Raw genomic sequence first — 26,991 nt, 5'->3', positions numbered from 1 at the left:
AGGAGGCTGGCGTGTGCTTATAAAAGGAGGGGGAGTGTGTCGATATTGACGGCGGAACAGGTTCAGGCGCTGATTCGGGCAGGGCTGCCGATGGCAGAAGACATTAACTTGTGTATTGATCGGTTGGATACAGAGGGGGCACTGGCGCGGGTGCCATTTCACAGCAAATTGATTCGCCCCGGCGGCACCTTGTCCGGCCCGACCATTATGGCCCTGGCAGATGCGGCGATGTATGCGGTGGTACTCGGCAGTCTTGGTCGGGTGGAAATGGCTGTGACATCTAACTTGAATATCAACTTTCTGGTTAAACCTAGGCCGGTTGATCTATTGGCTGAGGCGCGGATATTGAGATTGAGTCGTAGGCAGGCTGTTTGCGAAGTGTCGGTGTATTCGCAGGGTAATGAAGATGAGTTGGTGGCGCATGTGACGGGTACTTATGCATTACCACTGTAAGTTTTCAGCAGATAAGAAAAAGCCCGACCTAGGTCGGGCTTTCTTTACCAGCTAAACGGTCTGAATTATAGAACGCTCAGTGGGTATTCAACGATCAGGCGGAAATCGTTGATGTCACCGCCATAGGCTTTGTCTGCACGGTAGAAGGCATTGCGGATGCGGAAGGACAGGTCCTTGGCAGCGCCTTCTTGAATGACATACTTGGCTTCGATGTCAAGCTCGCGTTCTTCAACGTCCGACTTGGTATCAGTAACAATGTTGTCGCCGGCTATGTAACGAGTCATAAAGCTAAGGCCTGGTACACCGTACTCGGCCATGTTGAGGTCGTAACGAACCTGCCAGGATGTCTCGTCTTCAGCGTTGAAGTCGGAGTATTGAACCGAGTTCGACAGCCAGATAGTGCCGCCACCGTCAACACCGTAATCGTAGCCGCGGTCGCCGCTGGAGCGCTGGTAGGCGACAGTGAAGCCGTGTGCGCCCATGCTGTATTTAGTCGCAAGGCTCCAGATGGTGTTGTCTTGTTCGCTGGAGGTATTGGTGTACTGCTTGTCGTATTCGGTTTTATAGATGTTGAAGTCGAAGTTCAGTGCCTGGTCCTCAGCTAGCGGCATGTTGTAGTTAACATTGCCGTAGTACTTGTTCCAGTAATCTTCGACGTCAGAGGCATGTGCTGCAACGCTCAGATTGTCGCTCACAGCATAAGACAGACCAATGATGTCGGCAGAGGTGAGTCCTGCTTCGCCCTTGCCATTAATATCGTCGCGGCTGCTGCCTGTTTGGCTGCTCAGTGCTGTAAAGCGACCTGCGGTCAGCTCAAGACCTTCGATCTCGTTGCTGGTAAGCAGGGTGCCAGTGGCGACTTCAGGCAGAATGCGGCTATCGTCGGTAGAGAATACCGGACTGCCGGTGAACATGTTGCCGTGTTTCAGAACGGTGTCGGAAACGCGGAATTTGATGGCGCCGCCGACTTCAGTCTGGGTGTCATCGCCACGGCCTTCATCGGTTTTGCCGAATTGGCCAGTACCTACGCGGCCACGGCCACTGTCCAGCTTGATGCTGCTCAGAGAGTGAGCGTCAAAGCCAACGCCGACGGTGCCTTGAGTGAAGCCAGACTCAAGTAGCAGGCGAATGCCCAGGCCTGTCTCTTCACGGTAGCCAGCTTTATTAGCTGAGGTGCTGGCGGAGTTTGGACCATTACGGAAATCACGGTTCTGATATAGGACGCGGTTGAAGATATTGAAGCTGCTGTCTTCAACAATGCCCTTGGATTCGGACTGGCTGGATGCCACTGCCATTTGGGTGGTGCCCGCTGCTACTGCGAGGGCGATTACGCTCCACTTCATCACTTGCATCGTGATTGCTCCTTTGGTTTAGAAAAGTTGCGCCGTCCGGCTGGTTGTTATATGGACGACTCTTTCTTTTTGTGTCGGCGGTAACTTATAGCACGCTGCCAATGTTGGCGATAGTTGCAATCTATTCATTACGATTTCTTCACGGCCGTGTCGCAAAAGCTTATGAAGTATGTCGCATTTTTGTAGATGCTGCTGGCGTGCTTGAAGTCAAGGCTGACGGATTTTTGTGCCTGCTCGCTGGTTGCTTTTGGCAGCTAAACGGTGCAGTGCTCTTCATCATGGATTGCTTAGCAATAGTCGTGCACAAAATCCGGAAAGCCAGATTTTTATCCTGGATTTTGCTCGTCTGTCCATGGTTCTCGGGGTTTGCATTGGTTTGTTGATGCTTTTTTAGTGGTTATCTCTGATTTTGTTGTCAGCGAAAGGTTTTTTTGTTGGCGCCTTCTGCTTTGTTTTCAGTCGCTTGCTGTCATGTGGTGGTCGTGTGGCATTTGGCTGCTGCGTGGGGATTACCGAAGGGAACAGTTTTGGTGCGCTTGTTTGAGGTGGTTCTGTTGTGTGCTGTCTATTGGTGCGTGGGGTGGTTGAGGGTGCCGTGTTTTCAGCTTCGGCGTATCCTGCGCTGCCGGTGTTTACTGGCTTTGGTTTGGCTGCCTGTAGGTTGGTCAGGTTTTAGATGTCACCGCTTGATCTGTTCGATTTCAGCTAGAACTGAGGTGGTGGGTTTTTCTTAAAGGTAGATGGTTATGTTTGCTCTGGATTCGCGATTGCAGCAGGACACTGTTTGGTTGGGTGATTACCCGTTATGCAGTTTGCTGTTGATGAATGATGCGCAGTATCCCTGGTTTATTCTGGTGCCGCGTCGTGAAGATGTCAGCGAGTTGTTTCAGTTGGATGCGGCCGATCAGCTGCAGCTTTGGCGGGAAACCACTGCACTTGCCGAGGTGCTCAAAGATTGTTTTGCGGCAGATAAGATGAATGTCGCGACCTTGGGCAATATGGTCAGTCAGCTGCATATGCATGTCATCGTGCGGTGTCGCGAGGATGCGGCTTGGCCAGCGCCCGTTTGGGGTAAGCATCCGGCGCAGGCTTATGCGCCTGAGCAATTGGCTGCGTTGAAAGCCCGTTTACGCCTGGTTTTGACCGGGGATTTTTGTTTTGCTGAGAGTTGACTGGTGGAAATAGAAGAGCGCATCAACGATTTGCAAAGCCGGCTGGCTTTTCAGGACGACACTATTCAGGCGCTTAATGATGCGCTGGTGGCGCAACAGCGGCTTCTGGAGCGCTTGCAGCTGCAGGTGGCTGCGTTGATCAAGCGTCAGGATGAGGTGAGTTCGCAGTTCGGTATGGCTGAGGATGAGGCACCTCCGCCGCATTATTGATTGGCTATAAAACGCAAAAGGCCCGCAGTGTGCGGGCCTTTTGCGTTTATGCGCTTAACGTCGCGCAGGCAGCGCGGCGATGACGTCTTCGGCTTGCAAGCCTTTGTCGCGTTGCATTACGGCAAACTCGACCCGTTGGCCTTCGACCAGTACGCGGTGGCCTTCACCACGAATGGCACGAAAGTGCACGAAAATATCGTCGCCCGAGTCACGGGAGATAAAGCCGAAACCTTTCGAGGTGTTGAACCATTTCACTGTGCCTGTCTCACGGTCGCCCAGATCCTGCGAGCTTGAGGTGTTGCGTGATTTCAGGCGTAGGTTGGCTGCCAGGTGTACGGCTACGGCCGCTGCGATGATCAGCAGGCTGAACAGGCTGGCCGGTTGGTTAGCAATTACTGGCAGTGGGGCGAGCAGAACCAAGGCTTGGAGTAGGGTGCCGAGTACCAGTAAGGCGGACACCAGATTTTGCGCTTGATGGCGTAGGCCGGCGTGCCAGATGGGTAGCTGTGGGGCAAGCAGCAGGTTTAGCAGGCCGAACAAGGTGAGGCACAGTGCGTTGGGTTGCTCTAGGAATGAATGTGCTGTGTTACCGAAGGATGGAACAAAAGAAAGCAGCAGGGCGAGAGCGCCCGTCAGAAGGTGGACAATTTTCAACATGTTCGATGAGCTCGCTTAATTTAAAGAGTCAACAGGAGGGCTGGTTGCGCGTATTTGGCGTTGCAGGGGAGGACTAAAAGCGCGTGGTGCCAGCCTATGCGCTGAACCCTGAATGTGGTTCAGCGGCACGGGGCGTATTTAACAGTAAAGAGGTGGGGTTCTCAATCAAGCACTGAGCGCTGTTTCACTCGGAATGGGGCTTACTTGGTTGCGTCCATTGCGTTTGGCCTGGTAAAGCGCATCGTCAGCTCGGGTGAGCAGGGTTTCCAGCGTATCGCCTTGTTCTGCAAGGGCAAAGCCGAAGGAGGCCGTAATGCTGTCCAGTACTTCGTCGGTGCGACGCACTTTAATGCGCAGTGACTGGATCTTCAGGCGTAATTGTTCGGCAAAGGCGTAAGCCGTGGCGTTGTCAAAGCAATCGCGCAGGATGATGCAGAACTCCTCGCCGCCATAACGCGCAGCCATGGCGCGTGCCGGTAGTAGGTCGCGCAACAATTGGCCAACGTGCTGCAGTACGCGATCACCCAGTGGGTGGCCGTATTGATCGTTGAACTGTTTGAAATGGTCGATATCTAGCATCACCAGAGCAACGCCGTCATGCTCAGTGCTCAGGGTTTGTTCCAGTAGTCTGCTGAAAGCGTTGCGGTTGAAGACCTGAGTCAGGCTGTCCAGTGTTGCAGCGATATGCGCGCGTTCAAGCTGGCTGCGTAGGCTTTTGATCTCCTGCTGGGCAGCATTCAGGCGATAAAGGAACTTGTCCTGCTGGTCCTGCATCAATTGCGTGCTTTGCTGCAGCTCGTTCAGGACATTCGGCAGGTCGTCGATGATGGGCTCCTGCAATGCCGCTAGGCCATGTTCCAGGCTGACCTGGTAATTGCGGCTGCCAATAATGCTGCGTGACACATTGCCTTCGATGTCATCGACCAACTCAATCACCTGCTGTTGGCCAGCGCGGGCTTCTTCGAGTTCGCCATGGATGATGTAGTCGCGAAACAGCTTGGCCGCAGTCTCCGGTGGGAAACTGTCGAAGTCGGTGACGGTTTTGTCCAGGCGACGATTGAGTTCGGGCTCCAGGCCTTTGCTGTAGGTGTACCAGAGTGCGTAATGCATCGGGTTAGGTGGAATATCGTGGCGCATCATCAGCGGTACCGCCTTCTTCAGAAGCGCCGCAGCGTCGCGGGTTTCCTCGGGGTACAGTTCCAGAATGCTGGGGGCTTTAGCGGGTTTGTTCATGCACGTCACTGTGGCCAAGTTGCAATTGACCAAAGCATAGAACAGCTGCTGGGCAAGCGCCTAGCAAAAGGCCCATGGGTACGGGCCTTTTACGTAATTTGTCTATTTACCTATATACCTAGGCTGCCAGGAGGCTGCGCAGCATCCAGGCGGTTTTTTCATGAACTTGCATGCGCTGGGTCAGCAGGTCCGCGGTGGGCTCGTCGCTGACTTTGTCCAGCAGGGGGAAGATGCCGCGAGCGGTGCGCACAACGGCTTCCTGGCCTTGAACCAGCTGCTTGATCATGTCTTGTGCGTTCGGCACGCCTTCCTCTTCCTTAATAGAGGACAGGCGGGCGTAGGCGGCGTAGGTGCCGGGTGCCGGGAAGCCCAGGGCGCGGATGCGTTCGGCAATCTGGTCGACAGCCAGCGACAGTTCGGTGTACTGGCCTTCAAACATCAGGTGCAGGGTGTTGAACATCGGGCCGGTGACGTTCCAGTGAAAGTTGTGGGTTTTCAGGTACAGGGTGTAGGTGTCGGCAAGCAGGCGCGACAGGCCTTCGGCGATGGCGGCGCGGTCTTGTTCGGCGATTCCGATGTTGATGTCCATACCATTTCTCCTCTCAGGTGGCTCGGGGCTTGGCTGCCCGCTAATGGGCAGAGACTACCATGGGCTTTACCGAGCTTTAACGTGGTTTATATCAATGAAAGTGATGGTTGGAGGCTATGGCTTGGCGTGGGTTCAATTTTTCTACGGCTCAGCGATGTGTCAACTCTGGGTGTTGTTGCAGCGTCTGGTTGAACAGCTCAACCCAGTGTGCACTGAACTGCCGTCCGGCGAGGTTGTTGATTTCTAGGATGGCGCGTAGCAACGGACGTTTGTTCAAGGTTTGGTGAGCGCGCTCATGGGTGCGGGCGTCAAATGTGTCGACGATGTTGATAATCAGGGCGCCGGGGCTGGTTTCAATTTCCTTGAGTCCTTTGGGGTAGCCGCTGCCGTCGGCGTGCTCCTGGTGTTGCAGGGTGATTTCAGCTGCTGCGTCCCAGCGCGGCATGCGTTTGAGCAGGTCGTAGGCCAGGCGCGGGTGTGACTGCATCTGCCGGCGTTCTTCGCGATTGAAGTGTGCCTCCTTGTGCAGCATATCCAGGGGTAGAAAGGCCATGCCCAGGTCGTGCAGGCAGATGGCTGCCGCCAATTGCTCGGGTTGCTCCGGATTACCGCCCAGCTGGTTTATCGCCAGGCCCAGGTCCAGCTGGCGCAGGCCGCGTCCTTGCCAGAAATGCGAGCGGCGTTCGCTGGCTTGCATCAGGTCGACAAAGAACAGCAGGTCAGCGTCGGGTTCGATGCCGTAGCGTCTGAGCAAATCGGCAGCTGCAGGTTCGTCGGCTGTAATGGCAGCAGGCGGCTTTGAGCTGGGGTCGAGTTGTTGCAGCAGTGCACTGCGGATGCCGGTTTGTTGCGTCGCTGGTGCCAATGCCAGGGCGCTGAGAGCCTGGCTAAGCGCTTTGCTTTGGGCTGCATTGAGTTGTGCTGGCGGGCCGCCGAGTGCGTGTTGAATGAGTTCTTTCAGGTGGTCAAGAGTTAGCAGGAGGATATCGCCCAGCAGGCTATCGAAATGCAATTGGCTCTCTCGCAGGCACGACAGCACATCTTCCATGGCTTGCGGCACGCTCATCAGCGAATCCAGGCCGATATACCCCAGGTTGCCCTTGAGGGTATGCACCAGGCGAAACAGCTCGCGCAGGCGCTCGCGGTCGTCGGGGGCGTGCTCAAGCTCGATCAGCAATTGCTCGCAACGCTGGAATTGTTCGCTGGATTCCAGGCGAAAGTCGGCCAGCAAATCGCTGGGTATTTCAGCCAGGTTCGGCGTGACCATAAGCCTCTCCACTTATCGACAGTCAAATAGCTGCATGGCTGAGTATAGGAAGGGCTGGCAAAAGCGCGTGGGGCGGCGGCTGCAAGTGGCGGCTTAACCATATATAATCCCGCGCTTTGCCGCGTTTTGTCGGGCGAATAGTGGGCTGCGTATGCGCCACTGATCGTTTCGCGCCCCTTAAAGGCAGCACAATTGCGGAAAATGGCGCCTGCGCCAGCCGGTTGTCCGGCCAACGAGCGTCGCAGTCACTGCGGCCCAACGAATTCAAGACTCAAGAGAAGCGACCACCACCATGATGCGCAGCCATTATTGCGGCCAACTGAACGAGAGCCTGGACGGCCAGGAAGTCACCCTTTGCGGTTGGGTACATCGCCGCCGTGACCATGGCGGGGTGATTTTCCTCGACATCCGTGACCGTGAAGGTCTGGCCCAGGTGGTATTCGACCCGGATCGTGCCGAAACTTTCGCCACTGCCGACAAGGTGCGCAGTGAATACGTGGTCAAGATCACCGGTAAGGTGCGACTGCGTCCGGCTGGTGCCGGCAACGCCAACATGGCGTCCGGCGCCATCGAAGTGCTGGGCTATGAGCTTGAAGTGCTGAACGAAGCGGAAACCCCGCCGTTCCCGCTCAATGAATACACCGACGTCGGCGAAGAAACCCGCCTGCGCTATCGCTTTATCGACCTGCGTCGCCCGGAAATGGCGGCCAAGCTGAAACTGCGTTCGAGCATCACCAGCAGCATCCGTCGTTACCTGGATGACAACGGCTTCCTCGACGTGGAAACGCCGATCCTCACCCGTGCCACGCCTGAAGGTGCGCGTGATTATCTGGTGCCGAGCCGCACCCACGCCGGCAGCTTCTTTGCGCTGCCGCAGTCGCCACAGCTGTTCAAACAGCTGCTGATGGTGGCGGGCTTCGATCGCTACTACCAGATCGCCAAGTGCTTCCGTGACGAAGATCTGCGTGCTGACCGCCAGCCGGAATTCACCCAGATCGACATCGAGACCAGCTTCCTCGATGAGAAAGACATCATGGCCATTACCGAGACCATGGTGCGCAATCTGTTCAAGGAAGTGCTGGGCGTCGAGTTCGGTGAGCTGCCGCATATGACTCTGGCCGAAGCCATGCGTCGTTTCGGCTCCGACAAGCCGGACCTGCGCAACCCGCTGGAGCTGGTGGATGTTGCCGACCAGCTCAAGGATGTTGATTTCAAAGTCTTCGCTGGCCCAGCCAACGATCCGAAATGCCGAGTGACCGCGCTGCGCGTACCGGGTGGGGCGAGCATGCCGCGCAGCAAGATCGACGAGTACACCAAGTTCGTCGGCATCTACGGTGCCAAAGGTCTGGCCTATATCAAGGTCAACGAGCGCGCCAATGGCGTCGAAGGCCTGCAGTCGCCGATCGTCAAGAACATCCCGCTGGACAACATCAATGTGATCCTCGATCGCGTCGGTGCAGTGGATGGCGACATCGTGTTCTTCGGCGCAGACAAGGCCAAGATTGTCAGCGAAGCCCTGGGTGCCCTGCGCATCAAGCTCGGTCATGACCTGAACCTGCTGATCTGTGAGTGGGCGCCGCTGTGGGTCGTCGACTTCCCGATGTTCGAAGAGAACGACGATGGCAGCCTGACCGCCATGCACCACCCGTTCACCGCGCCGAAGTGCACCCCGGCTGAGCTGGAGGCCAACCCGGCCGCTGCGCTGTCGCGTGCTTACGACATGGTGCTCAACGGCACCGAGCTGGGTGGTGGTTCGATCCGTATCCACGACAAGGCCATGCAGCAGACCGTGTTCCGCGTTCTGGGTATCAGCGAAGACGAGCAGCAGGAGAAGTTCGGCTTCCTTCTCGACGCTCTGAAGTTCGGTGCGCCGCCCCATGGCGGCCTGGCCTTCGGCCTGGATCGCCTGGTGATGCTGATGACCGGCGCACAGTCGATCCGCGAAGTGATTGCTTTCCCGAAAACCCAGAGTGCGGCCTGCGTCATGACTCAGGCGCCGGGTGAGGTGGACAACAAGTCGCTGCGTGAACTGCACATTCGTCTGCGCGAGCAGCCGAAAGCGGAATAAAGCGTCACAAGAAGCCTGGTTTACCAGGCTTCTTCTTTATAGCGGCCTGAGAGACTCGAACTCTCACGCCTCGAAATCGAATGTGAAACAACCGGAGTGAGTTATGGCTGGTCATTCCAAATGGGCCAACATCAAGCACCGCAAAGGGCGCCAGGACGCCAAGCGCGGCAAGATCTTCACCAAGCTGATTCGTGAGCTGACGGTCGCCTCCAAGCACGGTGGTCCGATCCCGGCGGACAACCCACGCCTGCGCCTGGCGGTGGACAAGGCGCTGACCAACAACATGTCGCGCGATGTAATCGACCGCGCCATCGCCCGTGGTGCCGGTAATAACGAAGCCGACAACGTTGCCGAGCTGAGCTACGAAGGCTACGCACCGGGCGGTGTGGCAATCATCGTTGAGGCCATGACCGACAACCGCAATCGCACGGCCGCCGAAGTGCGGCATGCGTTCAGCAAATGTGGCGGCAACCTGGGTACTGACGGTTCGGTCGCTTATATGTTCGACCGCAAAGGGCAGATCAGCTTTGCCACGGGCGTGAGCGAAGATGCCTTGATGGAGGCCGCGCTGGAGGCTGGTGCCGATGACGTGGAAATGGCCGAGGATGGCTCTGCGCTGGTGTCCACCAGTTTTGCCGATTTCCACGGGGTCAACGAGGCGCTCAGTGTGGCTGGTTTCAAAGCTGCAGAGGCGGAGATCGCCATGATCCCGTCGATCAGTGCACCGATTACCGATCTGGAAACTGCGCAGAAGGTCATCAAGCTGATCGATATGCTCGAAGACCTTGACGATGTGCAGGAGGTCTATCACAACGCCGAGATTCCTGACGAGCTCATGGAACAACTTGGCTGATTGTTTGCGGCTGTCCGAGCCGGAGGTATTCAGGTCATTGGCCTGATTCCTCCGGCTTTTTTATGGGTGGTTGTCCATGGCGCTAAGCGGTGTGCCGGTGCTGCCCTATATGAATGATGCGCGGTCATTTTTATAACCTGTACCTGGATGACGCGGGCGCAGGCGAGCTCTATACTCGCGAGCTGGATAAATAGACAGTGTGCTGGCTAAGTGGCTGGTGCCTCGAGTGGGCGGAAGGCATGACCTTGATCCTTGGCATCGACCCCGGTTCGCGCATCACCGGTTACGGTGTGGTACGTGATACTGGGCGCAACTGCGAATATGTTGCCTCTGGCTGCATTCGTACAGGCAACGGTTCGATGCCGGAGCGTCTGCAAGTGGTGTTTCGCGGGGTGCGTGAGGTCATCGAAACCTACGGGCCAGTGACCATGGGCATCGAGCAGGTGTTTATGGCACGCAACCCGGATTCCGCGCTCAAGCTCGGCCAGGCGCGCGGCGTGGCCATCGTCGCGGGGATCGAGGCGGGGCTGGATATTGCTGAATACACCGCCACCCAGGTCAAGCAGGCGATTGCCGGCACCGGCGGGGCGGATAAGGAGCAGGTGCAGCTGATGGTCATGCACTTGCTCAAACTGGTGCAGAAGCCACAGATCGATGCCTCCGATGCCCTGGCAATTGCCCTGTGCCATGCCCATCACCGGCAGAGTCTGATTCCCCATGGTCTGGTCGGCGCCAAGCGGCGCGCCGGTCGCCTTCGTTTGTAATGTGATTTTTAAGGAAAGCAGCGGTGATCGGACGTTTGCGTGGCACTCTGGCGGAAAAGCAGCCGCCCCATGTAATTGTGGATATAAATGGTTTGGGTTATGAGCTGGAAGTGCCCATGACCACCCTGTACCGTTTGCCCTCGGTGGGTGAGCCGTTGACCCTGCACACCCATCTGGTGGTGCGCGAGGATGCGCATTTGCTCTATGGCTTTTTCGAGAAGCGTGAGCGCGAGCTGTTTCGTGAGTTGATCCGCCTTAACGGCGTTGGCCCGAAACTGGCCCTGGCCTTGATGTCCGGGTTGGAAGTTGATGAGTTGGTGCGTTGTGTGCAGGCGCAGGACACGTCGGTGCTGGTGAAGATTCCCGGGGTCGGCAAGAAAACCGCCGAACGCCTGCTGGTTGAACTAAAAGATCGCTTCAAGGCTTGGGAAGCCGTGCCGGGCATGTCGACCCTGGTGGTGGAACCTCGCGGTACTGGTGCAGTCACAAGCGCGGAGAATGATGCAGTCAGTGCACTTATTTCGCTCGGCTACAAACCCCAGGAAGCCAGTCGCGCCGTCTCAGCTATTAAGGAGGACGGTTTGAGTAGTGAAGATATGATTCGTCGAGCCCTGAAGGGAATGGTTTAAGTGCTAGAAGCTGATCGCCTGATTACCGCCACCAGTCGTGACCGCGACGAGCAGGTTGACCGTGCCATTCGCCCGCTGAAACTGGCCGAATACATCGGTCAGCCGAGTGTGCGCGAGCAGATGGAGCTGTTTATCCAGGCTGCCCGTGGCCGCAGTGAAGCGCTCGATCACACCCTGATCTTTGGTCCGCCCGGTCTGGGCAAGACCACCCTGGCCAATATCATTGCTCAGGAAATGAATGTTTCGATCAAGAGCACCTCGGGGCCCGTATTGGAGCGGCCGGGCGATCTGGCCGCCTTGCTGACCAATCTTGAACCGGGTGATGTGCTGTTTATCGATGAGATTCATCGCCTGTCGCCGATTGTCGAAGAAGTGCTGTACCCGGCCATGGAAGACTTTCAACTCGACATCATGATCGGTGAAGGCCCGGCTGCGCGCTCGATCAAGCTTGATCTACCACCCTTTACCCTGGTCGGTGCGACCACCCGTGCTGGCATGCTGACCAACCCGCTGCGTGATCGCTTCGGTATTGTCCAGCGTCTGGAGTTCTATAACACCGAAGACCTGGCGACCATTGTCATGCGTTCGGCGGGGATTCTAGGTTTGCCCATCGAGCCCCACGGCGCCTTCGAGATTGCCCGTCGCGCACGCGGTACACCACGGATTGCCAATCGCCTACTGCGCCGCGTGCGTGACTTTGCCGAAGTGCGCGGGCAGGGCGACATTACCCGGCCGATTGCCGGCCTGGCGTTGAATCTGCTGGATGTTGATGAGCGTGGCTTCGATCACCAGGACCGGCGCCTACTGCTGACCATGATCGAGAAGTTCGATGGCGGTCCGGTGGGTGTCGATAACCTGGCGGCTGCCATCAGTGAAGAGCGCCACACCATCGAAGACGTGCTCGAGCCCTATCTGATTCAGCAGGGCTATATCATGCGCACTCCACGTGGCCGAGTCGTCACCCGGCATGCGTATTTGCACTTTGGCCTGAATGTGCCCAAACGCATGGGCGAATTGCCCACGGCTGACTTGTTTGGGCGTGATGATGAGTAAGAAAAAATACTTGTCGAAGACGATTGGCAAGATCAGGAGCTGGCACTAGAGTATGCGCGCGCAAAACGGAGTTACGCCGTTCAGCCATCGTTGTCGGGTTTATTTCGAAGACACCGATGCAGGCGGCATCGTCTACTACGTCAATTACCTCAAATTTATGGAACGGGCTCGCACCGAGTGCCTGCGTGATCTGGGTTTTCTCCAGTCAACGTTGGCCGAGGAGGGCCTGTTGTTCGTTGTGCACTCGGCTGAAGCGCGCTACCACGCGCCAGCCAAGCTCGACGACGAGTTGCTGGTAAGCGCTGAAGTTATTGAATTAAACCGTGCCAGCCTACGTTTTCGTCAACAGGTCAGGCGGGCAACGGATGATGTGCTGCTGTGTGAAGGGCAGTTTATGGTGGCCTGTGTGCGCGCCGACAATTTGAAACCCCGGGCCATTCCCCAAGCTCTGCAAGCGGCCTTTGCCGGGCAGGGCGGCGCGGGTACATCTAAAGCAGGAGAGTAAAGCGTGGAAGCCAACGCCGTTGACCACATGTCGATGTGGAGTCTGATCAGCAACGCCAGCCTGGTGGTGCAACTGGTAATGCTGACGTTGGTGGCCGCATCGGTCACTTCGTGGGTCATGATTTTTCAGCGCACCGCATTGCTGCGTGCGGCCAAGCGTGCCCTGGATAATTTCGAAGAGCGCTTCTGGTCGGGTATCGACCTGTCCAAGCTGTACCGCCAGGCGGGCAGCAACCCGGACCCTGACTCCGGCCTGGAGCAGATTTTCCGCGCTGGTTTTAAAGAATTCTCACGTCTGCGCCAGCAGGCCGGTGTTGATCCGGATGCGGTGATGGACGCGGTGGCGCGTGCCATGCGTGTGGCCATCTCGCGTGAAGAAGAGAAGCTTGAGCAGAGCCTGCCGTTCCTTGCCACCGTTGGCTCGACCAGCCCGTATATCGGTCTGTTCGGTACCGTGTGGGGCATCATGAACTCCTTCCGCGGCTTGGCTCAGGTGCAGCAAGCAACCCTGGCCACTGTGGCTCCGGGTATTGCCGAGGCACTGATCGCCACCGCCATCGGTCTGTTCGCCGCGATTCCAGCGGTCATAGCCTATAACCGCTTTGCCGCCCGTGGCGAAATGCTGATCGGTCGTTACTACACCTTCGCCGATGAGTTCCAGGCGATTCTGCACCGCAAAGTCCACACCAGCGACGACTAAGCCTTAGGCATTCTCATTACAGGTTTTTCAAGCCATGGCCAGAATTCGCAACAGACGCAAGCCCGTCGCCGAGATGAACGTGGTGCCTTACATCGACGTGATGTTGGTACTGCTGGTGATCTTTATGGTAACCGCGCCCATGCTTAATCAAGGGGTCAAGGTCGATCTGCCGCAAGTCAGCAGTGAGGTCTTGCCGCAGGACAATAACGCCCAGGTGCTGACCATCTCGATCAAGGCCGACAAGACCTATTTCTGGAATATGGGCACCGAGGTTGATGTCGATACCGTGCAGGATAAGGCGCTGACCCTGGAAGAGATGACCCGCGCGGTAACGGCGATCATCAGCCAGAGCCGGGCAACCGGTAAGCAGGTGCAGGTGTTCGTGCGCGGCGACAAGAGCGTTGATTACGGCACCATCATGGCGGCCATGGGCGGCTTGCAGCAGGCTGACGTGGGTAACGTCGGGCTGATTACCGAGGCCCCCTGATGCACGACCAGCGCGAGCGTTCGCCCTCGGAAAGTCTATTCTGGCCGGTTGTCTGGGCTGTGGGGCTGCACGTCATCATGTTTGCCATGTTGTTCGTCAGCTTTGCCTTTGCCCCGGACCTGCCGCCGGCCAAGCCGGTGGTGCAAGCGACCCTGTACAAGCTGCAATCACAAAGCCAGGCCACCACGCAGACCAATCAGAAGATCGCGGGTGAAACCAAGAAGACCACCGCACCTGTGTACGAAACCGAACAGCTTGAACAGAAAAAAGCCGAGCAGGAAAAAGTAGCGGCCAAGGAAGCGGAACAAAAGAAAGCCCAAGAGGCTCAGAAGGCGGAGGCCGCAAAAAAGGCTGACGCCGATAAAAAAGCCGCCGAGCAGAAGAAGCTCGCGGATGTCGCCAAAAAGAAAGCGGCGGATGAGGCGGCCAAGAAAAAGGCTGCCGAAGATGCCAAGAAAAAAGCTGCAGAAGCTGCGAAGAAGAAAGCCGCTGCAGAAGCTGCGAAGAAGAAAAAGGCTGATGACGCCAAGAAGAAAGCGGCAGAAGCAGCCCAGCGTAAGGCGGTAGAAGACAAGAAGGCAGCCGCACTGGCTGAGCTGCTGTCCGAGGATGTCGGTCGCCAGCAGGCAATCGCCGATACTGTCGACGATGAAGTCGCCGGAAGCCTGGATGATCTGATTGTTATGCTGGTCAGCCAGCAATGGCGACGCCCGCCATCGGCGCGTAATGGCATGAGCGTAGAAGTACTGATCGAAATGCTGCCCGATGGCACCATTACCAATGCCAGCGTGACGCGTTCCAGTGGTGACTCGCCATTTGATAACTCGGCCGTGCAAGCGGTACGCAACGTCGGTCGCATTGCCGAAATGCAGCAGCTGGACCGCGCCACTTTTGATCGCCTTTACCGGCAGCGTCGCGCTGTCTTCAAACCGGAGGATTTAGGTCTGTGAATACCCTGATGCGTATTGTTCTGCTCGGTCTGACCATGCTGGTCGGCACCGTTCAGGCCGCTGATCCGCTGGTGATCAGCAGTGGCACCGACCGTGCCACGCCCATCGCTGTGGTGCCTTTTGGCTGGCAAGGTGGCACCGTGTTGCCTGAGGATATGGCCGAAATCATCGGCAATGACCTGCGTAACTCCGGCGTATTCGAGCCGATCCCTCGACAGAACATGATCAGCCTGCCGACTCAGGCGACTGAAGTGATCTACCGCGACTGGCAAGCTCTTGGCGCACAGTACGTCCTGGTCGGCAACATCGTGCCGAATGCCGGTCGTCTGCAGGTGCAGTTCGCCTTGTTCAACGTCACTACTCAGCAGCAGGTCATGACCGGTAGTGTGGGTGGCAGTGTCGATCAGTTGCGTGACATGGCGCACCATATCGCCGATCAGTCTTTCGAGAAGCTCACCGGCGTCAAGGGGGCGTTCTCGACGCGTATGCTGTATGTGACTGCCGAGCGTTTTGCGGTCAATAACACCCGTTACACCCTGCAGCGTTCCGACTATGACGGCGCCCGTGCAGTAACTCTGCTCCAGTCGCGTGAGCCGATCCTCTCGCCATCGTTCGCTCCGGATGGTCGTCGTATCGCTTACGTCTCGTTCGAGCAGAAGCGTCCGCGCATTTTCGTGCAGCATATCGATACCGGTCGCCGCGAGCAGATCACCAATTTTGAAGGCCTGAATGGCGCGCCAGCCTGGTCGCCGGACGGTAACCGCCTGGCGTTTGTGCTGTCGCGTGACGGTAACCCGGAAATCTATGTGATGGACATGGGCTCTCGCCAGCTGCGCCGCGTGACTAACCAGCCGTCGATTGATACCGAACCATTCTGGGGTAAGGACGGTCAGACCCTGTACTTCACCTCGGATCGTTCCGGTAAGCCGCAGATCTATAAAACCAACATCAATGGTGGCTCGGCAGAGCGTGTGACCTTTATCGGTAACTACAACGCTAACCCGAAACTTTCCGCTGATGAAAAAACCCTGGTCATGATCCACCGCCAGGATGGTTACACCGTGTTCAAAGTGGCGGCGCAAGACCTGCAGCGCGGCAATTTGCGGATACTTTCAGACACCAGTCTGGATGAGTCGCCTACTGTTGCGCCTAACGGCACCATGGTAATCTACGCCACCCGCCAGCAGGGTCGGGGAGTCTTGGTATTAGCGTCCACTAATGGACGTGTGAGGCTCCCTCTTCCTACCGCTCAAGGCGAAGTTCGAGAGCCTTCTTGGTCCCCTTACCTGAACTGATGCGGCGCTACACCGTTGTTGTTTGAAATACTGCTTAACACACTGGGGTTCATTAGGAGTTACATGATGGAAATGCTGAAATTTGGTAAGTTCGCCGCACTGAGCCTGGCTCTGGCCGTAGCCGTAGGTTGTTCCTCGAAAGGCGGCGACGCTGCTGGCGAAGGCGCTACCGATCCTAACACTGGCTATGACGCCAACAGCGGTATCGACAGCAGCCTGAGCGAAGAAGCTGCTCTGCGCGCTATCACCACCTTCTACTTCGAATACGACAGCTCCGACCTGAAGCCAGAGGCCATGCGCGCTCTGGATGTGCACGCCAAAGACCTGCAAGGCAATGGCGCTCGCGTAGTTCTGGAAGGCCACGCTGACGAGCGCGGTACTCGTGAATACAACATGGCTCTGGGCGAGCGTCGCGCCAAGGCTGTGCAGCGTTACCTGGTACTGCAGGGCGTTTCCCCGGCTCAACTGGAACTGGTTTCCTACGGCGAAGAGCGCGCTATCGCTACCGGTAACGACGAGTCCTCCTGGGCTCAAAACCGTCGCGTCGAACTGCGTAAGTAATTCGATATGCGTACGTGCCGCCGTGCTTTAACCGTTTTGGCGCTCAGCCTGCCGCTTGCGGCGTGGGCTGAGGTTCCTGTGGTGGATAACAATGCCGGTTACGGCAGCAGTTACCCGCCTGCTGGTTACGGTACGTCCGGCACCTCCGTCGTGACAGGGGCTGCGGCCCCTGTCACGGCGCAGGGCATGCTGTTCAACCAGTTGCAGCAGATGCAGGAAGAGATCGCGCAGCTGCGCGGTACGCTGGAAGAACAACAGAATGAAATTCAGCGCCTGAAGCAAGAAAGCCTGGAGCGTTATCAGGATCTTGATCGGCGTGTAAGTGGTGGTGCGGCAAGTGCTGCAGCCAGCCAGAATTCCTCAGCTGCTGGCGTAATCAATGCCAGTGGTACACCTACTCCGCCAGCGGCGGGGCAGGCACAAGCTCCGGCTAGTAATGAACCGGCCGATCCGGCAAAGGAGAAGCTGTTTTACGAGGCTGCCTTTGACCTGATCAAGGTCAAGGATTTCGACAAGGCCAGCCAGGCTTTCGCAGCCTTCCTGCGTAAATACCCGAATAGCCAGTACGCGGGCAACGCGCAGTACTGGCTAGGCGAGGTAAATCTGGCCAAGGGTGACCTGCAGGGCGCCGGCCAGGCCTTTGCACGGGTAAGTCAGACTTACCCGAGCCATTCCAAGGTGCCGGACTCGCTGTTCAAACTGGCTGATGTTGAACAGCGTCTGGGCAATAGCGACAAGGCCAGGGGCATTCTGCAGCAGGTGATTGCGCAGTACCCGGGGAGTTCAGCGGCTCAGTTGGCGCAGCGCGATCTGCAGCGTTTACCTTAAGTGCTGAATGCCTGATCAAGAAACCCGCGCATGGCGCGGGTTTTTTATTGGTGAATTTTCACTGCGTCTCTGGCGCGTCGTCATGCGGTGTGATGAGTCTTATGATCAGTCATCTTTGAGGTCCACCCTCCGGGCTGTCGCTGCGCGACGTTAAAAAATGCTCCCGGCAGTTTCTTATGGCCAACCATTCCCTGCGTCCAGCCTTCGGGTCGTAGCTGTGTGGCGTTAGGAATTTCCCCCGGAATCTATTTCGTATACAATCCGCGGCCCTTTTCCCGCAACGGAGGCGGACAGCCTGTTTAGCTGTCACGCCCGTGGCTGATATGCAAGATACCCTGCGCATTACCGAGATTTTCTACTCGCTGCAGGGCGAGACGCGCACCGCCGGCTTGCCGACTGTGTTCGTTCGCCTGACCGGCTGTCCTCTGCGTTGCCAATACTGCGACACCGCCTATGCCTTCAGTGGTGGCGAGATCATGTCGCTGGACGCCATTTTCGAGCAGGTTGCCGGCTACAAGCCGCGTTATATCTGCGTGACCGGTGGTGAGCCATTGGCGCAACCCAACTGCATTGCTTTGCTCAAGCGTCTGTGTGACGCCGGCTACGAAGTGTCACTGGAAACCAGTGGCGCGTTGGATGTGTCGGCGGTCGACCCGCGGGTAAGCAAGGTCCTTGACCTGAAAACCCCAGGCTCGGCGGAAGTTGCGCGCAATCGCTACGAGAATATCGAGCTGCTGACGCCGAATGATCAGGTCAAGTTCGTGATCTGCTCCCGTGAAGACTATGACTGGGCGGTGAGCAAGCTGATTCAGTATCGCCTGGCTGAGCGGGTTAGCGAGGTGTTGATGTCACCCAGTCATCATGAGCTGGATGCACGCTCGCTGGCCGAGTGGATCATTGCCGACAACCTGCCAGTTCGCCTGCAGATGCAGCTGCACAAGATTCTCTGGAATGATGAGCCGGGACATTGATATGAGCGATAAGAAAGCGGTAATCCTGCTGTCAGGCGGCCTGGACTCGGCCACCGTGGTGGCGTTGGCCAAGGCCGATGGCTACAGCTGTTACACCATGAGTTTTGATTACGGTCAGCGCCATCGCTCCGAGTTGCAGGCGGCCGAACAGGTGGCGCGGCAATTGGGTGTGGTCGAGCACAAGGTGATCGGCCTGAACCTCAATGGCATGGGTGGCTCGGCGCTGACTGATTCGAGCATCGAGGTGCCGGAAAGCCCGGTCGAGGGCATTCCGGTGACCTACGTGCCGGCGCGCAATACCGTGTTCCTGTCGCTTGCGCTGGGTTGGGCCGAGGTGTTGGGCGCTCGGGATATTTTTATCGGTGTGAACGCGGTGGATTATTCCGGTTACCCCGATTGCCGCCCTGAGTTTGTTGAGGCCTTCGAGCGCATGGCTAACCTGGCCACCAAGGCTGGTGTCGAAGGGCAGGGCTTCCGTATTCAGGCTCCGTTGCAGGCCATGAGTAAGGCCGAGATCGTCCAGGTTGGGGTTCAACATGGCGTCGACTACGCGCTGACCGTTTCCTGTTATCAGGCTGATGATCAGGGCCGCGCCTGCGGAAAATGCGACAGCTGCCGCCTGCGTGCGGCGGGCTTTGCTACTGCCGGGCTGGTAGATCCCACTCGTTATTTCTAAAAAGTTTTCGCGAAGTGTTGAATTTCTGAATTAAATCAGTATCATGCGCCTCGCGTCGGGTCGTTAGCTCAGTTGGTAGAGCAGTTGGCTTTTAACCAATTGGTCGTAGGTTCGAATCCCACACGACCCACCATATTTCCTTCCTCGGAAGGTCAAGAAGCCTGAAAGTTCTGTTAAAGGAATTTTCGGGCTTTTTTGTACCTGTAACTTTTACCGTCTTTGCGTGGATGCAAGCTGCCTGCTTCGTCGCTATCCAGGCGGGTATACTCGCTGCACTGAAAGCATATTCAGAGCCTGATGACATGACCCAGATTTCCGAACGCCTGCTGGTACAAGCCCATCTCGATGCCAAGCAGCCCAAGCCGCTGACACCTGAGCAAGAGGCTTTTTACCGTGCCGAGATTGCTGCCGAACTGAAAAAGCAGAACGCCGTGCTGGTGGCGCACTATTACTGCGATCCGGTGTTGCAGGCGCTGGCCGAGGAAACCGGCGGCTGCGTTTCCGATTCGCTGGAAATGGCCCGCTTCGGCAACCAACACCCGGCGCAGACGGTGCTGGTAGCCGGCGTTAAATTCATGGGCGAAACGGCGAAAATCCTCAATCCAGAAAAGCGTGTGCTGATGCCGACGCTTGAAGCGACCTGCTCGCTTGATCTGGGCTGCCCGGTAGAGGAGTTCTCGGCGTTCTGTGATCAGCATCCGCAGCGCACGGTGGTGGTGTATGCCAATACCTCGGCGGCGGTGAAAGCGCGGGCTGATTGGGTGGTGACCTCCAGCTGTGCGGTGGAGATCGTTGAGCACCTGATGGACAACGGTGAAAGCATCATCTGGGCACCGGATCAGCATCTGGGCCGTTATATCCAGAACAAGACAGGCGCCGACATGCTGCTGTGGGACGGTGCGTGCATCGTTCACGAAGAGTTCAAGGCCAAGCAGCTGGCAGACATGAAGGCGTTGTATCCGGATGCCGCCGTGCTGGTTCACCCGGAGTCGCCGACGGCAGTGATCGATCTGGCCGATGCTGTGGGCTCTACCAGCCAGCTAATCGCTGCTGCGCAACGTTTGCCGAACAAGACCTTTATCGTCGCCACCGACGCCGGCATCTTCTACAAGATGCAGCAGCTGTGCCCGGACAAGGAGTTTGTCGCCGCCCCGACTGCCGGCAATGGTGCCGCCTGCCGCAGTTGTGCGCATTGTCCGTGGATGGCTATGAATACCCTGCAGCGTACCCTGGAATGCTTACGTGAGGGCAGCAACGAGATATTCGTCGATCCGGCATTGATCCCCAAGGCGATCAAGCCGCTCAAGCGCATGCTCGATTTCACCCAGGCTGCACGGCTCAAGCTGAGCGGCAACGCTTAAGCGAGCGGTATAAAAAAGCCAGGCATTTGCCTGGCTTTTTCGTTTCTCGGGCGGGCAGTACTAGCGAAGCATCTGCTCGATGATGCGCTGTTCTTCCATTAGCTCGCGCTGCCTGGCGTCGATCCGTGAAGCCAGTTGGAAGTTGTTGCTGGCGCGGCGCTTGGCGAAGTCGAGCTGTTCCAGGGCCTGCTTGTAGTCGCCGACCAGGGCGAAGAATTCCCCGCGAGCTTGATGCAGGCCGATGGTGTTACCACTCAGGCCGCGCACTTCGGCTACCTGGTACCAGACGTCCGGGTCCTTGCCGCGACTCTTCAGCATGTCGTCGAGGGCGCGTTCGGCTTCCTGAATGCGACCCTGCTTCATCAGCAGGTCGATATGTGTCTGATTGACCGGGTAGTTGTTCGGGTAGAGGGTCAGTAGTCGGGTAGTCCGGCTTTGCGCCTCGCTCAGGCGATTGGCGGCCATATCCAGTTCAATCTGGGCCAGGTTGTAGGCCACATCATTGGGTGAGTTCGCCAGTAGCGGTTGCAGGGACTCGCGGGCCTGCTTGTGTTGGCCGCTTTTTATCTGCGCAATCGCCAGCCCGTAGCGGGCGGCTTCCAGCTGTGGGTTTTCGTCAAGCATACTGCGAAAACGTTTGGCGGCGACTCCTGGGGTTTCTTCATAGGTCAGTTGCACGCGGGCGCGCATCAGCTGGTAACGCACGCTGTCAGTGATCCCTGAAGCGTTGTACTGCTCGGCGCGGTTGCGGGTGTCGGCGATACGCGATTCCGACACGGGGTGGGTCAGGAGGAATTCCGGCGGTTTACGGTCGTAGCGGTACTGGCGCATCAGGCGCTCGAACATGCTGGGCATGGCGCGTGGGTCGAAGCCGGCTTTTTCCAGGTTGACCAGACCAATGCGGTCGGCTTCCTGCTCGTTCTGTCGAGAGAAGCGCCGCTGCTCTTGCATGGCGGCGGCCTGGGTCGAGGCAATGGCTGCGATGCCTAGATCTCCCGCGCCGGCGGCGGCTGCCACGATGCCGGCGAGCAGGCCGGCCATCACCGGGATCTGCATGCGCTGCTGCGCTTCCAGCCCTCGAGCGAAGTGGCGTTGTGATAAATGCGCCAGTTCGTGAGCCATAACCGAGGCGTACTCGGCTTCGGTCTGCGCATAGAGAAACAGGCCGCCGTTGACCCCGACAATCCCGCCTGGCGCGGCAAAGGCGTTGATCTGCGGGCTGTTGAGCAGAACGAACTCCAGGCGACGATCCTGCAGCTGGCTGGTTTCGCTCAAGCGGTACACGCTGGTTTCGACGAAGTCCTTGAGCTGCGGATCGTCGAGCTGGCTGACCTGGCCGCGTACCAGGCTCAACCAGGCGCGGCCCAGCTGGTGTTCTTGCTGTGGTGAGACGATGGCGGAACTGGCATCGCCAAGGGAGGGCAGGTCACTGGCTATGGCGGGGGCTGCCAGCAGGCAGGCCAGCGTCAACAGGGTAGGGCGCAGAAGGCTCATGCACAAAGCTCGTGTCGAACAAAGGCGCTACTGTAGCTGGCTGGCGGCTGTGCTGGCCAGGGTTGTGCGGCCTTGGGTATCCTTGGGGCCCTCCTGGAGTAGCTCAATGACTGATATGCAATGGCGTGCCGAAGACTTCGACGCGCAACTGGACGCCTGCGGGTTGAACTGCCCGCTACCTTTACTCAAGGCCAAATTGGAGCTCAACCGTATGGCTAGTGGCGCGGTGCTCAAAGTTGAGGCCACGGACGCGGGCTCACAGCGGGATTTTCGTGCCTTCGCCAGCCTGGCTGGGCATAGTCTGCTGCGTGAAGAAATTGATAATGGCGTGTACCGCTATTGGCTACGCAAAGCTTAGGATTTGCTGCGTTTGATGCGGATTATGAGGCAGCCTTTATAGGTGCTGCCCAGGTAAGGAGTCACGATGTTCAAGGTGTTTCAAGACTGGCTGCATCGCTATTTTTCCGATGAGCAGGCGGTGGTGCTGGCGGTGCTGCTGGTGGTCGGCTTCGCTGTCATACTGACCCTGGGCGGCATGCTGGCTCCGGTACTGACCGGTATGGTGCTGGCGTTTTTGATGCAGGGTTTGGTAAATGCCTTTGAGCGTTTGCGCATCCCGCAGGTGGTGTCGGTATGGCTGGTATTCACCCTCTTTATGAGCATGCTGGGGGTGTTTCTGTTGGTGCTGATGCCGTTGCTCTGGCGCCAGGTGATTACCCTGTTCAACGAGTTGCCGCGGATGCTGGGCGAGTGGCAGTCACTGTTTCTGTTGCTGCCGGAGCGCTACCCCACGCTGATTACCAATGAGCAGGTGTTGCAGCTGATTGAGGCCGTGCGGGGTGAGGCTGGAAGTGTCGGCCAGTCGGCGCTGTCGTTCTCGCTGTCCAGTTTGCCGATGTTGGTCAGCATCATGATCTACGTGGTGTTGGTGCCGATTCTGGTGTTCTTCTTTCTCAAGGATCGGGAGCTGATCGGTGTCTGGTTTCGCGGTTACCTGCCGCGCGAGCGGGCGCTGATTACTCAGGTGGCCGAGGAAATGAACAAGCAGATCGCCAACTATATCCGTGGCAAGGTGATCGAAATCATTATCTGCGGCGTGGTTACCTATATCGCCTTTGCTGCCCTGGGGCTTAACTATGCGGCGCTGCTGGCTTTGTTTGTCGGCCTGTCGGTGGTGGTGCCGTATATCGGTGCGGTGGTGGTGACTGTGCCGGTTGCGCTGATCGGGCTGTTCCAGTGGGGCTTTGGTGATCAGTTCATCTATCTGATGGTGGTCTACGGGATCATTCAGGCGCTGGATGGCAACGTTCTGGTGCCTTTGCTGTTTTCCGAAGCGGTTAATCTGCACCCGGTGGCGATTATCTGCGCTGTGCTGTTGTTTGGCGGTATGTGGGGGTTCTGGGGGGTGTTCTTCGCCATCCCGCTGGCCACCTTGTTCAAGGCGGTGATTGACGCTTGGCCGCGCAGTGAGCAGGTGGCGGCGCAATAGCTGCAGGCAATAAAAAGCCGGTCATGGACCGGCTTTTTTATGCGTGACGTTCAGGCCTTATTCAGCGCCTGGGCTGCAGCCAATACCGCATCGACATGCCCTGGAACCTTTACGCCGCGCCATTCCTGGCGCAGTACGCCGTCTTTATCGATCAGGAAGGTGCTGCGGTCGACGCCCAGGTATTCCTTGCCGTAGAGCTTCTTTAGCTTGATCACATCGAACAGCTGGCAGACCGCTTCATCCTTGTCGGAGATCAGCTCGAAGGGGAACTCCTGCTTGCACTTGAAGTTCTCGTGGGATTTCAGGCTGTCGCGCGAGACGCCAAAGATCAGCGTGTTGGCCGCCTGAAACGCCGGGTATTGATCACGAAAACCCTGACCCTCGGTGGTGCAGCCTGGGGTGCTGTCCTTCGGGTAGAAGTAGATCACCACTTGCTGTCCCTTGAGTGCCGAGAGCTGAACGGTCTGGCCGCTGGTGGCCTGTGCCTGGAAGTCTGCAACCGGGGTGTCGAGTGCTACGGCCATAAAATGCTGCTCCTTATGGGTTCTGTGGGCGCCAAGGCTCAATCAGCGCATCCAGGTTCAACGCATCGGCAAAGTCGAGGAACTGATCACGCAACCAGCTGATCTGCGTACCGGCTGGCAGGGTCACGGTCAGGGTGGCGTTGAGCATGGTGCCGCCGGTCTGTGGTGCCTGGTAGGTATCACAGGTGAGGTTTTCCAGCTCGACGTGGTGGTCGAGAAAGAACTGGCACAGCTCATTAAGGATGTCCGGGCGGTAGGCCGAGCTGACATACGCTACATAAGGTAGCGCCTGTGGGCGGCTTTCCGAGGCAGCGCTGCGAATCACATTGACCGAGAAACTGTGCTTTTTCGCCAGCGCCGGCAGGTTCGACTCCAGGCGCGCGAGGGCATCCCAGCTACCGGACACCTGCAGCACCAGCGCGCTGTATTCGCCATGCCGGCTAAGGCGGGTACTGACCACGGCGCAACGGTTCTCATGGCTGGTGCGGCAGAGCACATTGGTCAGCTCCATAGCATTGGGGCCAAGAGCGCTGATAAGCAGGAATTGTTCGCGAACTGGGGGGGTGGACATGCAGCCTTCCTAAACGATAAGCGGTCGAGCTGCTGGCGCAGCGCCGATCAAAGCCGGAAGGGTAGCGAAAAGCACCGCTGAGGGGAATGCCGGCAGGGCTTGTCGATGAGTAATGTGCCGCGTTTGCCTGATAAAGATTGTATACGCGTTGCCTCGGTACTTCGCTTGTGCAAGGCAGGTGGCCCCAGTACCATTACGGCTCTCTTTTTCCGGCAGGAGCGGTTGCATGATTGCGGGCAGTATGGTGGCACTGGTTACGCCCATGGATGCACAAGGTGGTCTTGATTGGGACAGCCTGAGCAAACTGGTGGATTTCCACCTGCAGGAGGGCACCAATGCCATCGTCGCAGTCGGCACTACCGGCGAGTCGGCGACCCTTGAGGTGCCTGAACACATCGAAGTGATCAAGCGTGTCGTTGATCAGGTCGCCGGGCGCATTCCGGTCATCGCTGGCACCGGTGGTAATTCCACCCGTGAGTCGGTCGAGCTGACCCGCGCAGCCAAAGACGTCGGCGCCGATGCATGCCTGCTGGTCACCCCGTATTACAACAAGCCGACTCAGGAAGGCCTGTACCTGCACTTCCGTCACATCGCCGAATCGGTGGCCATCCCGCAGATCCTCTACAACGTGCCAGGCCGCACCGTCTGCGACATGCTGCCGGAGACGGTTGAGCGCCTGGCCAAGATCGACAACATCATCGGTATCAAGGAAGCCACGGGCGACCTACAGCGCGGCCAGGAAGTACTGGATCGCGTGAGCAAGGACTTCCTGGTTTATTCCGGTGATGACGCCACCGCCGTCGAGCTGATGCTGATGGGCGGCAAGGGCAATATCTCGGTAACCGCCAACGTCGCCCCGCGCGCCATGAGCGATCTGTGTGCCGCTGCCATGCGTGGTGAAGCCGCCATCGCACGCGCCATCAATGATCGTCTGATGCCGCTGCACAAAGCGCTGTTTATCGAATCCAACCCGATTCCGGTGAAATGGGCTCTGCATGAAATGGGTTTGATGCCAGACGGTATCCGTCTGCCACTGACCTGGCTCAGCCCACGTTGTCATGACCCGCTGCGTCAGGCCATGCGCCAGTCCGGCGTATTGGTTTAATTGAGGAATTACTACGCATGAAGCGACTCACCGGACTCTCCGCCCTGGCCCTGATCATCGCTGGTACCAGCGGTTGTGGCTGGATCTATGGCGAAAACGGCTATTTCCGTGACCGTGGCAGCGACTACCTCGAAGCCCGTCAGACGGCCACGATGCAACTCCCGCCAAACGTCGACGCCAAGCGTATCGACCCATTGCTGCCCGTGCCGCAGCAGGTGGCGACCACCACCGATACCGGCGAATTTATCGTGCCGCGCCCGCAAGCCCTGGCTGTAGCCGGTGATGCCAGCGAGTTCAGCCTGCAAAAGAGCGGCGAGTCGCGCTGGGTTGTGGCGCAACGTGTACCGGCTGAAGTCTGGCCTGTAGCGCGTCAGTTCTTTGCTGACAACGGTTTTCAGATTGCAGAAGAGCGGCCGCAAACGGGTGAATTCAGCACCTCCTGGCAGCGTTTTGATGCGCTGTCCGAATCCATGGCGCGCCGTCTGAGCAGCCGCGTGTCCGGTGTGAACCCAGATGCCGAAACCCGCGTGCGGGTGCGTATCGAGCCAGGCGTGCAGCGCAATACCAGCGAGATTTTCGTGGTCAGCGCCGAGCGTCCAGCCGGCAGCACGGCCGATGTCGCCTTCACCAACCGCAGCAGCAATCCAAGCCTGGATGCTGCGCTGCTCGATGAAATGCTCGTGACCCTGGCGCGCAGCGCCGAGCAGGGTGGTTCGGTATCCTTGCTGGCTGCTCGTGATTACGACGCGCCGAACCGCGTTAGCTTGTCCGAAGATGGCAACGGCAACCCGGTGTTGAGCCTGGGGGCGGATTTCGATCGTGCCTGGTCCGGTGTCGGTCGCTCCCTGGAAATGGCTGATGTGCGCATCGACGATATCAACCGCAGCCTGGGTGTTTACTACATCAACCTCGCCGAGCGCGCGCAGAAACCTGACGACAAGCCTGGCTTCTTCGGCAGCGTATTTGGCAGCGCCCCGAGCAAGGAAGAGATCGACGCCCGCGCCGAGCGCTATCAGGTACGCCTGACTGCCGTTGGCGATAGCGTGCAGGTCACCGTGGAAAAAGACCTCAACACCATTGCCCCCGCCGACGTGGCGCGCAAGGTGCTGGACCTGATCCAGGAAAACCTTGGCTGACAGCAGGCCACTGCTGCACCGGCACTACCAATAGGCGAA

The 26,991-nt window shown here is 57.9% G+C and carries 30 protein-coding genes, 1 tRNA gene and 1 pseudogene; 23 read left to right on the top strand and 9 right to left on the bottom strand.

Annotated features, from left to right (window positions below; all coding sequences use genetic code 11):
- The first annotated feature begins 45 nt into the window (after positions 1 to 45).
- The gene (locus ACIN8IBEIGE_RS13775) at positions 46 to 453 is read left to right on the top strand and encodes a PaaI family thioesterase (RefSeq protein WP_160016386.1); all 408 of its coding nucleotides are present in this window, start codon (positions 46 to 48) and stop codon (positions 451 to 453) included.
- 65 nt (positions 454 to 518) lie between these two features.
- On the opposite strand, the gene ACIN8IBEIGE_RS13770 is transcribed toward ACIN8IBEIGE_RS13775, so the two are convergent.
- Positions 519 to 1,805 carry an OprD family porin gene (locus ACIN8IBEIGE_RS13770; protein WP_160015125.1) on the bottom strand — a complete coding sequence of 429 codons (1,287 nt, stop codon included), beginning with the start codon at positions 1,803 to 1,805 and terminating at the stop codon, positions 519 to 521.
- 746 nt (positions 1,806 to 2,551) lie between these two features.
- Here ACIN8IBEIGE_RS13770 and ACIN8IBEIGE_RS13765 point away from each other — a divergent pair.
- Together ACIN8IBEIGE_RS13765 and ACIN8IBEIGE_RS13760 are read left to right on the top strand one after the other, a co-directional pair.
- Positions 2,552 to 2,977: an HIT domain-containing protein gene (locus ACIN8IBEIGE_RS13765; RefSeq protein WP_160015124.1), complete on the top strand. Its 426-nt coding sequence runs from the start codon at positions 2,552 to 2,554 to the stop codon at positions 2,975 to 2,977.
- Between the two features lie 3 nt (positions 2,978 to 2,980).
- Positions 2,981 to 3,187 carry a SlyX family protein gene (locus ACIN8IBEIGE_RS13760; protein WP_160015123.1) on the top strand — a complete coding sequence of 69 codons (207 nt, stop codon included), beginning with the start codon at positions 2,981 to 2,983 and terminating at the stop codon, positions 3,185 to 3,187.
- Between the two features lie 54 nt (positions 3,188 to 3,241).
- On the opposite strand, the gene ACIN8IBEIGE_RS20960 is transcribed toward ACIN8IBEIGE_RS13760, so the two are convergent.
- The 5 genes and pseudogenes from ACIN8IBEIGE_RS20960 to ACIN8IBEIGE_RS13740 form a co-directional block, all read right to left on the bottom strand.
- On the bottom strand, positions 3,242 to 3,466 hold the full coding sequence (locus ACIN8IBEIGE_RS20960) for a cold-shock protein (RefSeq protein ID WP_169852850.1): 225 nt from the start codon (positions 3,464 to 3,466) through the stop codon (positions 3,242 to 3,244).
- A 57-nt stretch (positions 3,467 to 3,523) separates the two neighbouring features.
- A pseudogene (locus ACIN8IBEIGE_RS21060) lies at positions 3,524 to 3,844 on the bottom strand (cold shock domain-containing protein membrane protein); the annotation flags it as partial.
- 165 nt (positions 3,845 to 4,009) lie between these two features.
- Positions 4,010 to 5,077: a GGDEF domain-containing protein gene (locus tag ACIN8IBEIGE_RS13750; RefSeq protein ID WP_160015121.1), complete on the bottom strand. Its 1,068-nt coding sequence runs from the start codon at positions 5,075 to 5,077 to the stop codon at positions 4,010 to 4,012.
- A gap of 118 nt (positions 5,078 to 5,195) precedes the next feature.
- Positions 5,196 to 5,666 carry a Dps family protein gene (locus tag ACIN8IBEIGE_RS13745; protein ID WP_090385237.1) on the bottom strand — a complete coding sequence of 157 codons (471 nt, stop codon included), beginning with the start codon at positions 5,664 to 5,666 and terminating at the stop codon, positions 5,196 to 5,198.
- Positions 5,667 to 5,814: 148 nt separating this feature from the next.
- Entirely contained in the window at positions 5,815 to 6,933 is a 1,119-nt protein-coding gene (locus ACIN8IBEIGE_RS13740; RefSeq protein ID WP_160015120.1) for an HD domain-containing phosphohydrolase, read from the bottom strand.
- Between the two features lie 292 nt (positions 6,934 to 7,225).
- On the opposite strand from ACIN8IBEIGE_RS13740, the gene aspS reads away from it, so the two are divergent.
- The 16 genes from aspS to nadA all read left to right on the top strand — a co-directional run bounded on the left by aspS (position 7,226) and on the right by nadA (position 20,633).
- Positions 7,226 to 9,001, top strand: a complete 1,776-nt coding sequence (gene aspS / locus ACIN8IBEIGE_RS13735; protein WP_160015119.1) for an aspartate--tRNA ligase — start codon at positions 7,226 to 7,228, stop codon at positions 8,999 to 9,001.
- Between the two features lie 103 nt (positions 9,002 to 9,104).
- Entirely contained in the window at positions 9,105 to 9,854 is a 750-nt protein-coding gene (locus ACIN8IBEIGE_RS13730) for a YebC/PmpR family DNA-binding transcriptional regulator (RefSeq protein ID WP_160015118.1), read from the top strand.
- A 239-nt stretch (positions 9,855 to 10,093) separates the two neighbouring features.
- Entirely contained in the window at positions 10,094 to 10,618 is a 525-nt protein-coding gene (ruvC, locus tag ACIN8IBEIGE_RS13725; RefSeq protein ID WP_160015117.1) for a crossover junction endodeoxyribonuclease RuvC, read from the top strand.
- A gap of 23 nt (positions 10,619 to 10,641) precedes the next feature.
- Entirely contained in the window at positions 10,642 to 11,247 is a 606-nt protein-coding gene (gene ruvA, locus ACIN8IBEIGE_RS13720; protein WP_090385262.1) for a Holliday junction branch migration protein RuvA, read from the top strand.
- Positions 11,248 to 12,300 carry a Holliday junction branch migration DNA helicase RuvB gene (gene ruvB, locus ACIN8IBEIGE_RS13715; protein ID WP_160015116.1) on the top strand — a complete coding sequence of 351 codons (1,053 nt, stop codon included), beginning with the start codon at positions 11,248 to 11,250 and terminating at the stop codon, positions 12,298 to 12,300.
- A 52-nt stretch (positions 12,301 to 12,352) separates the two neighbouring features.
- On the top strand, positions 12,353 to 12,805 hold the full coding sequence (gene ybgC / locus ACIN8IBEIGE_RS13710) for a tol-pal system-associated acyl-CoA thioesterase (RefSeq protein ID WP_160015115.1): 453 nt from the start codon (positions 12,353 to 12,355) through the stop codon (positions 12,803 to 12,805).
- A 3-nt stretch (positions 12,806 to 12,808) separates the two neighbouring features.
- Entirely contained in the window at positions 12,809 to 13,504 is a 696-nt protein-coding gene (gene tolQ / locus ACIN8IBEIGE_RS13705; RefSeq protein ID WP_090385277.1) for a protein TolQ, read from the top strand.
- Between the two features lie 34 nt (positions 13,505 to 13,538).
- Positions 13,539 to 13,991, top strand: a complete 453-nt coding sequence (tolR, locus tag ACIN8IBEIGE_RS13700) for a protein TolR (protein ID WP_090385281.1) — start codon at positions 13,539 to 13,541, stop codon at positions 13,989 to 13,991.
- Entirely contained in the window at positions 13,991 to 14,941 is a 951-nt protein-coding gene (gene tolA / locus ACIN8IBEIGE_RS13695; RefSeq protein WP_160015114.1) for a cell envelope integrity protein TolA, read from the top strand. The genes tolR and tolA overlap by 1 nt, the downstream gene beginning before the upstream one ends.
- Positions 14,938 to 16,236, top strand: a complete 1,299-nt coding sequence (gene tolB, locus ACIN8IBEIGE_RS13690; protein ID WP_160015113.1) for a Tol-Pal system beta propeller repeat protein TolB — start codon at positions 14,938 to 14,940, stop codon at positions 16,234 to 16,236. The genes tolA and tolB overlap by 4 nt, the downstream gene beginning before the upstream one ends.
- 66 nt (positions 16,237 to 16,302) lie before the next feature.
- Positions 16,303 to 16,797: a peptidoglycan-associated lipoprotein Pal gene (gene pal, locus ACIN8IBEIGE_RS13685; RefSeq protein ID WP_160015112.1), complete on the top strand. Its 495-nt coding sequence runs from the start codon at positions 16,303 to 16,305 to the stop codon at positions 16,795 to 16,797.
- Positions 16,798 to 16,803: 6 nt separating this feature from the next.
- Positions 16,804 to 17,625, top strand: a complete 822-nt coding sequence (gene ybgF, locus ACIN8IBEIGE_RS13680; RefSeq protein WP_160015111.1) for a tol-pal system protein YbgF — start codon at positions 16,804 to 16,806, stop codon at positions 17,623 to 17,625.
- A gap of 323 nt (positions 17,626 to 17,948) precedes the next feature.
- Positions 17,949 to 18,596 carry a 7-carboxy-7-deazaguanine synthase QueE gene (gene queE, locus ACIN8IBEIGE_RS13675; RefSeq protein WP_160015110.1) on the top strand — a complete coding sequence of 216 codons (648 nt, stop codon included), beginning with the start codon at positions 17,949 to 17,951 and terminating at the stop codon, positions 18,594 to 18,596.
- A 1-nt stretch (position 18,597) separates the two neighbouring features.
- Entirely contained in the window at positions 18,598 to 19,272 is a 675-nt protein-coding gene (gene queC, locus ACIN8IBEIGE_RS13670; protein WP_160015109.1) for a 7-cyano-7-deazaguanine synthase QueC, read from the top strand.
- Between the two features lie 57 nt (positions 19,273 to 19,329).
- Positions 19,330 to 19,405: transfer RNA gene (locus ACIN8IBEIGE_RS13665), tRNA-Lys, on the top strand.
- Positions 19,406 to 19,574: 169 nt separating this feature from the next.
- Positions 19,575 to 20,633 (top strand): quinolinate synthase NadA, encoded by a 1,059-nt coding sequence (gene nadA / locus ACIN8IBEIGE_RS13660; protein ID WP_160015108.1) that lies wholly within the window; start codon positions 19,575 to 19,577, stop codon positions 20,631 to 20,633.
- A 60-nt stretch (positions 20,634 to 20,693) separates the two neighbouring features.
- Here nadA and ACIN8IBEIGE_RS13655 read toward each other — a convergent pair whose 3' ends face one another.
- Complete coding sequence (locus tag ACIN8IBEIGE_RS13655; protein WP_160015107.1) at positions 20,694 to 22,127, bottom strand: M48 family metalloprotease; 1,434 nt, start codon at positions 22,125 to 22,127, stop codon at positions 20,694 to 20,696.
- Positions 22,128 to 22,233: 106 nt separating this feature from the next.
- Here ACIN8IBEIGE_RS13655 and ACIN8IBEIGE_RS13650 point away from each other — a divergent pair, with 106 nt between their 5' ends.
- Together ACIN8IBEIGE_RS13650 and ACIN8IBEIGE_RS13645 are read left to right on the top strand one after the other, a co-directional pair.
- Entirely contained in the window at positions 22,234 to 22,485 is a 252-nt protein-coding gene (locus tag ACIN8IBEIGE_RS13650; protein WP_160015106.1) for a sulfurtransferase TusA family protein, read from the top strand.
- Between the two features lie 66 nt (positions 22,486 to 22,551).
- Positions 22,552 to 23,616, top strand: a complete 1,065-nt coding sequence (locus ACIN8IBEIGE_RS13645) for an AI-2E family transporter (RefSeq protein ID WP_160015105.1) — start codon at positions 22,552 to 22,554, stop codon at positions 23,614 to 23,616.
- 50 nt (positions 23,617 to 23,666) lie between these two features.
- On the opposite strand, the gene ACIN8IBEIGE_RS13640 is transcribed toward ACIN8IBEIGE_RS13645, so the two are convergent.
- Both ACIN8IBEIGE_RS13640 and ACIN8IBEIGE_RS13635 read right to left on the bottom strand, forming a co-directional pair.
- The gene (locus tag ACIN8IBEIGE_RS13640) at positions 23,667 to 24,140 is read right to left on the bottom strand and encodes a peroxiredoxin (RefSeq protein WP_160015104.1); all 474 of its coding nucleotides are present in this window, start codon (positions 24,138 to 24,140) and stop codon (positions 23,667 to 23,669) included.
- 13 nt (positions 24,141 to 24,153) lie between these two features.
- Positions 24,154 to 24,711 carry a glycine cleavage system protein R gene (locus ACIN8IBEIGE_RS13635; protein ID WP_160015103.1) on the bottom strand — a complete coding sequence of 186 codons (558 nt, stop codon included), beginning with the start codon at positions 24,709 to 24,711 and terminating at the stop codon, positions 24,154 to 24,156.
- Positions 24,712 to 24,937: 226 nt separating this feature from the next.
- Here ACIN8IBEIGE_RS13635 and dapA point away from each other — a divergent pair, with 226 nt between their 5' ends.
- Complete coding sequence (dapA, locus tag ACIN8IBEIGE_RS13630; RefSeq protein WP_160015102.1) at positions 24,938 to 25,816, top strand: 4-hydroxy-tetrahydrodipicolinate synthase; 879 nt, start codon at positions 24,938 to 24,940, stop codon at positions 25,814 to 25,816.
- A 17-nt stretch (positions 25,817 to 25,833) separates the two neighbouring features.
- The gene (bamC, locus tag ACIN8IBEIGE_RS13625; RefSeq protein WP_160015101.1) at positions 25,834 to 26,952 is read left to right on the top strand and encodes an outer membrane protein assembly factor BamC; all 1,119 of its coding nucleotides are present in this window, start codon (positions 25,834 to 25,836) and stop codon (positions 26,950 to 26,952) included.
- Positions 26,953 to 26,991: the final 39 nt, after the last annotated feature.

The organism is Pseudomonas sp. 8BK, from assembly GCF_902506475.1.
GTDB lineage: Bacteria > Pseudomonadota > Gammaproteobacteria > Pseudomonadales > Pseudomonadaceae > Aquipseudomonas > Aquipseudomonas anguilliseptica.
Note: the sequence above shows the minus strand (reverse complement) of the source record. Positions and strands in the feature narration are given on the sequence as shown.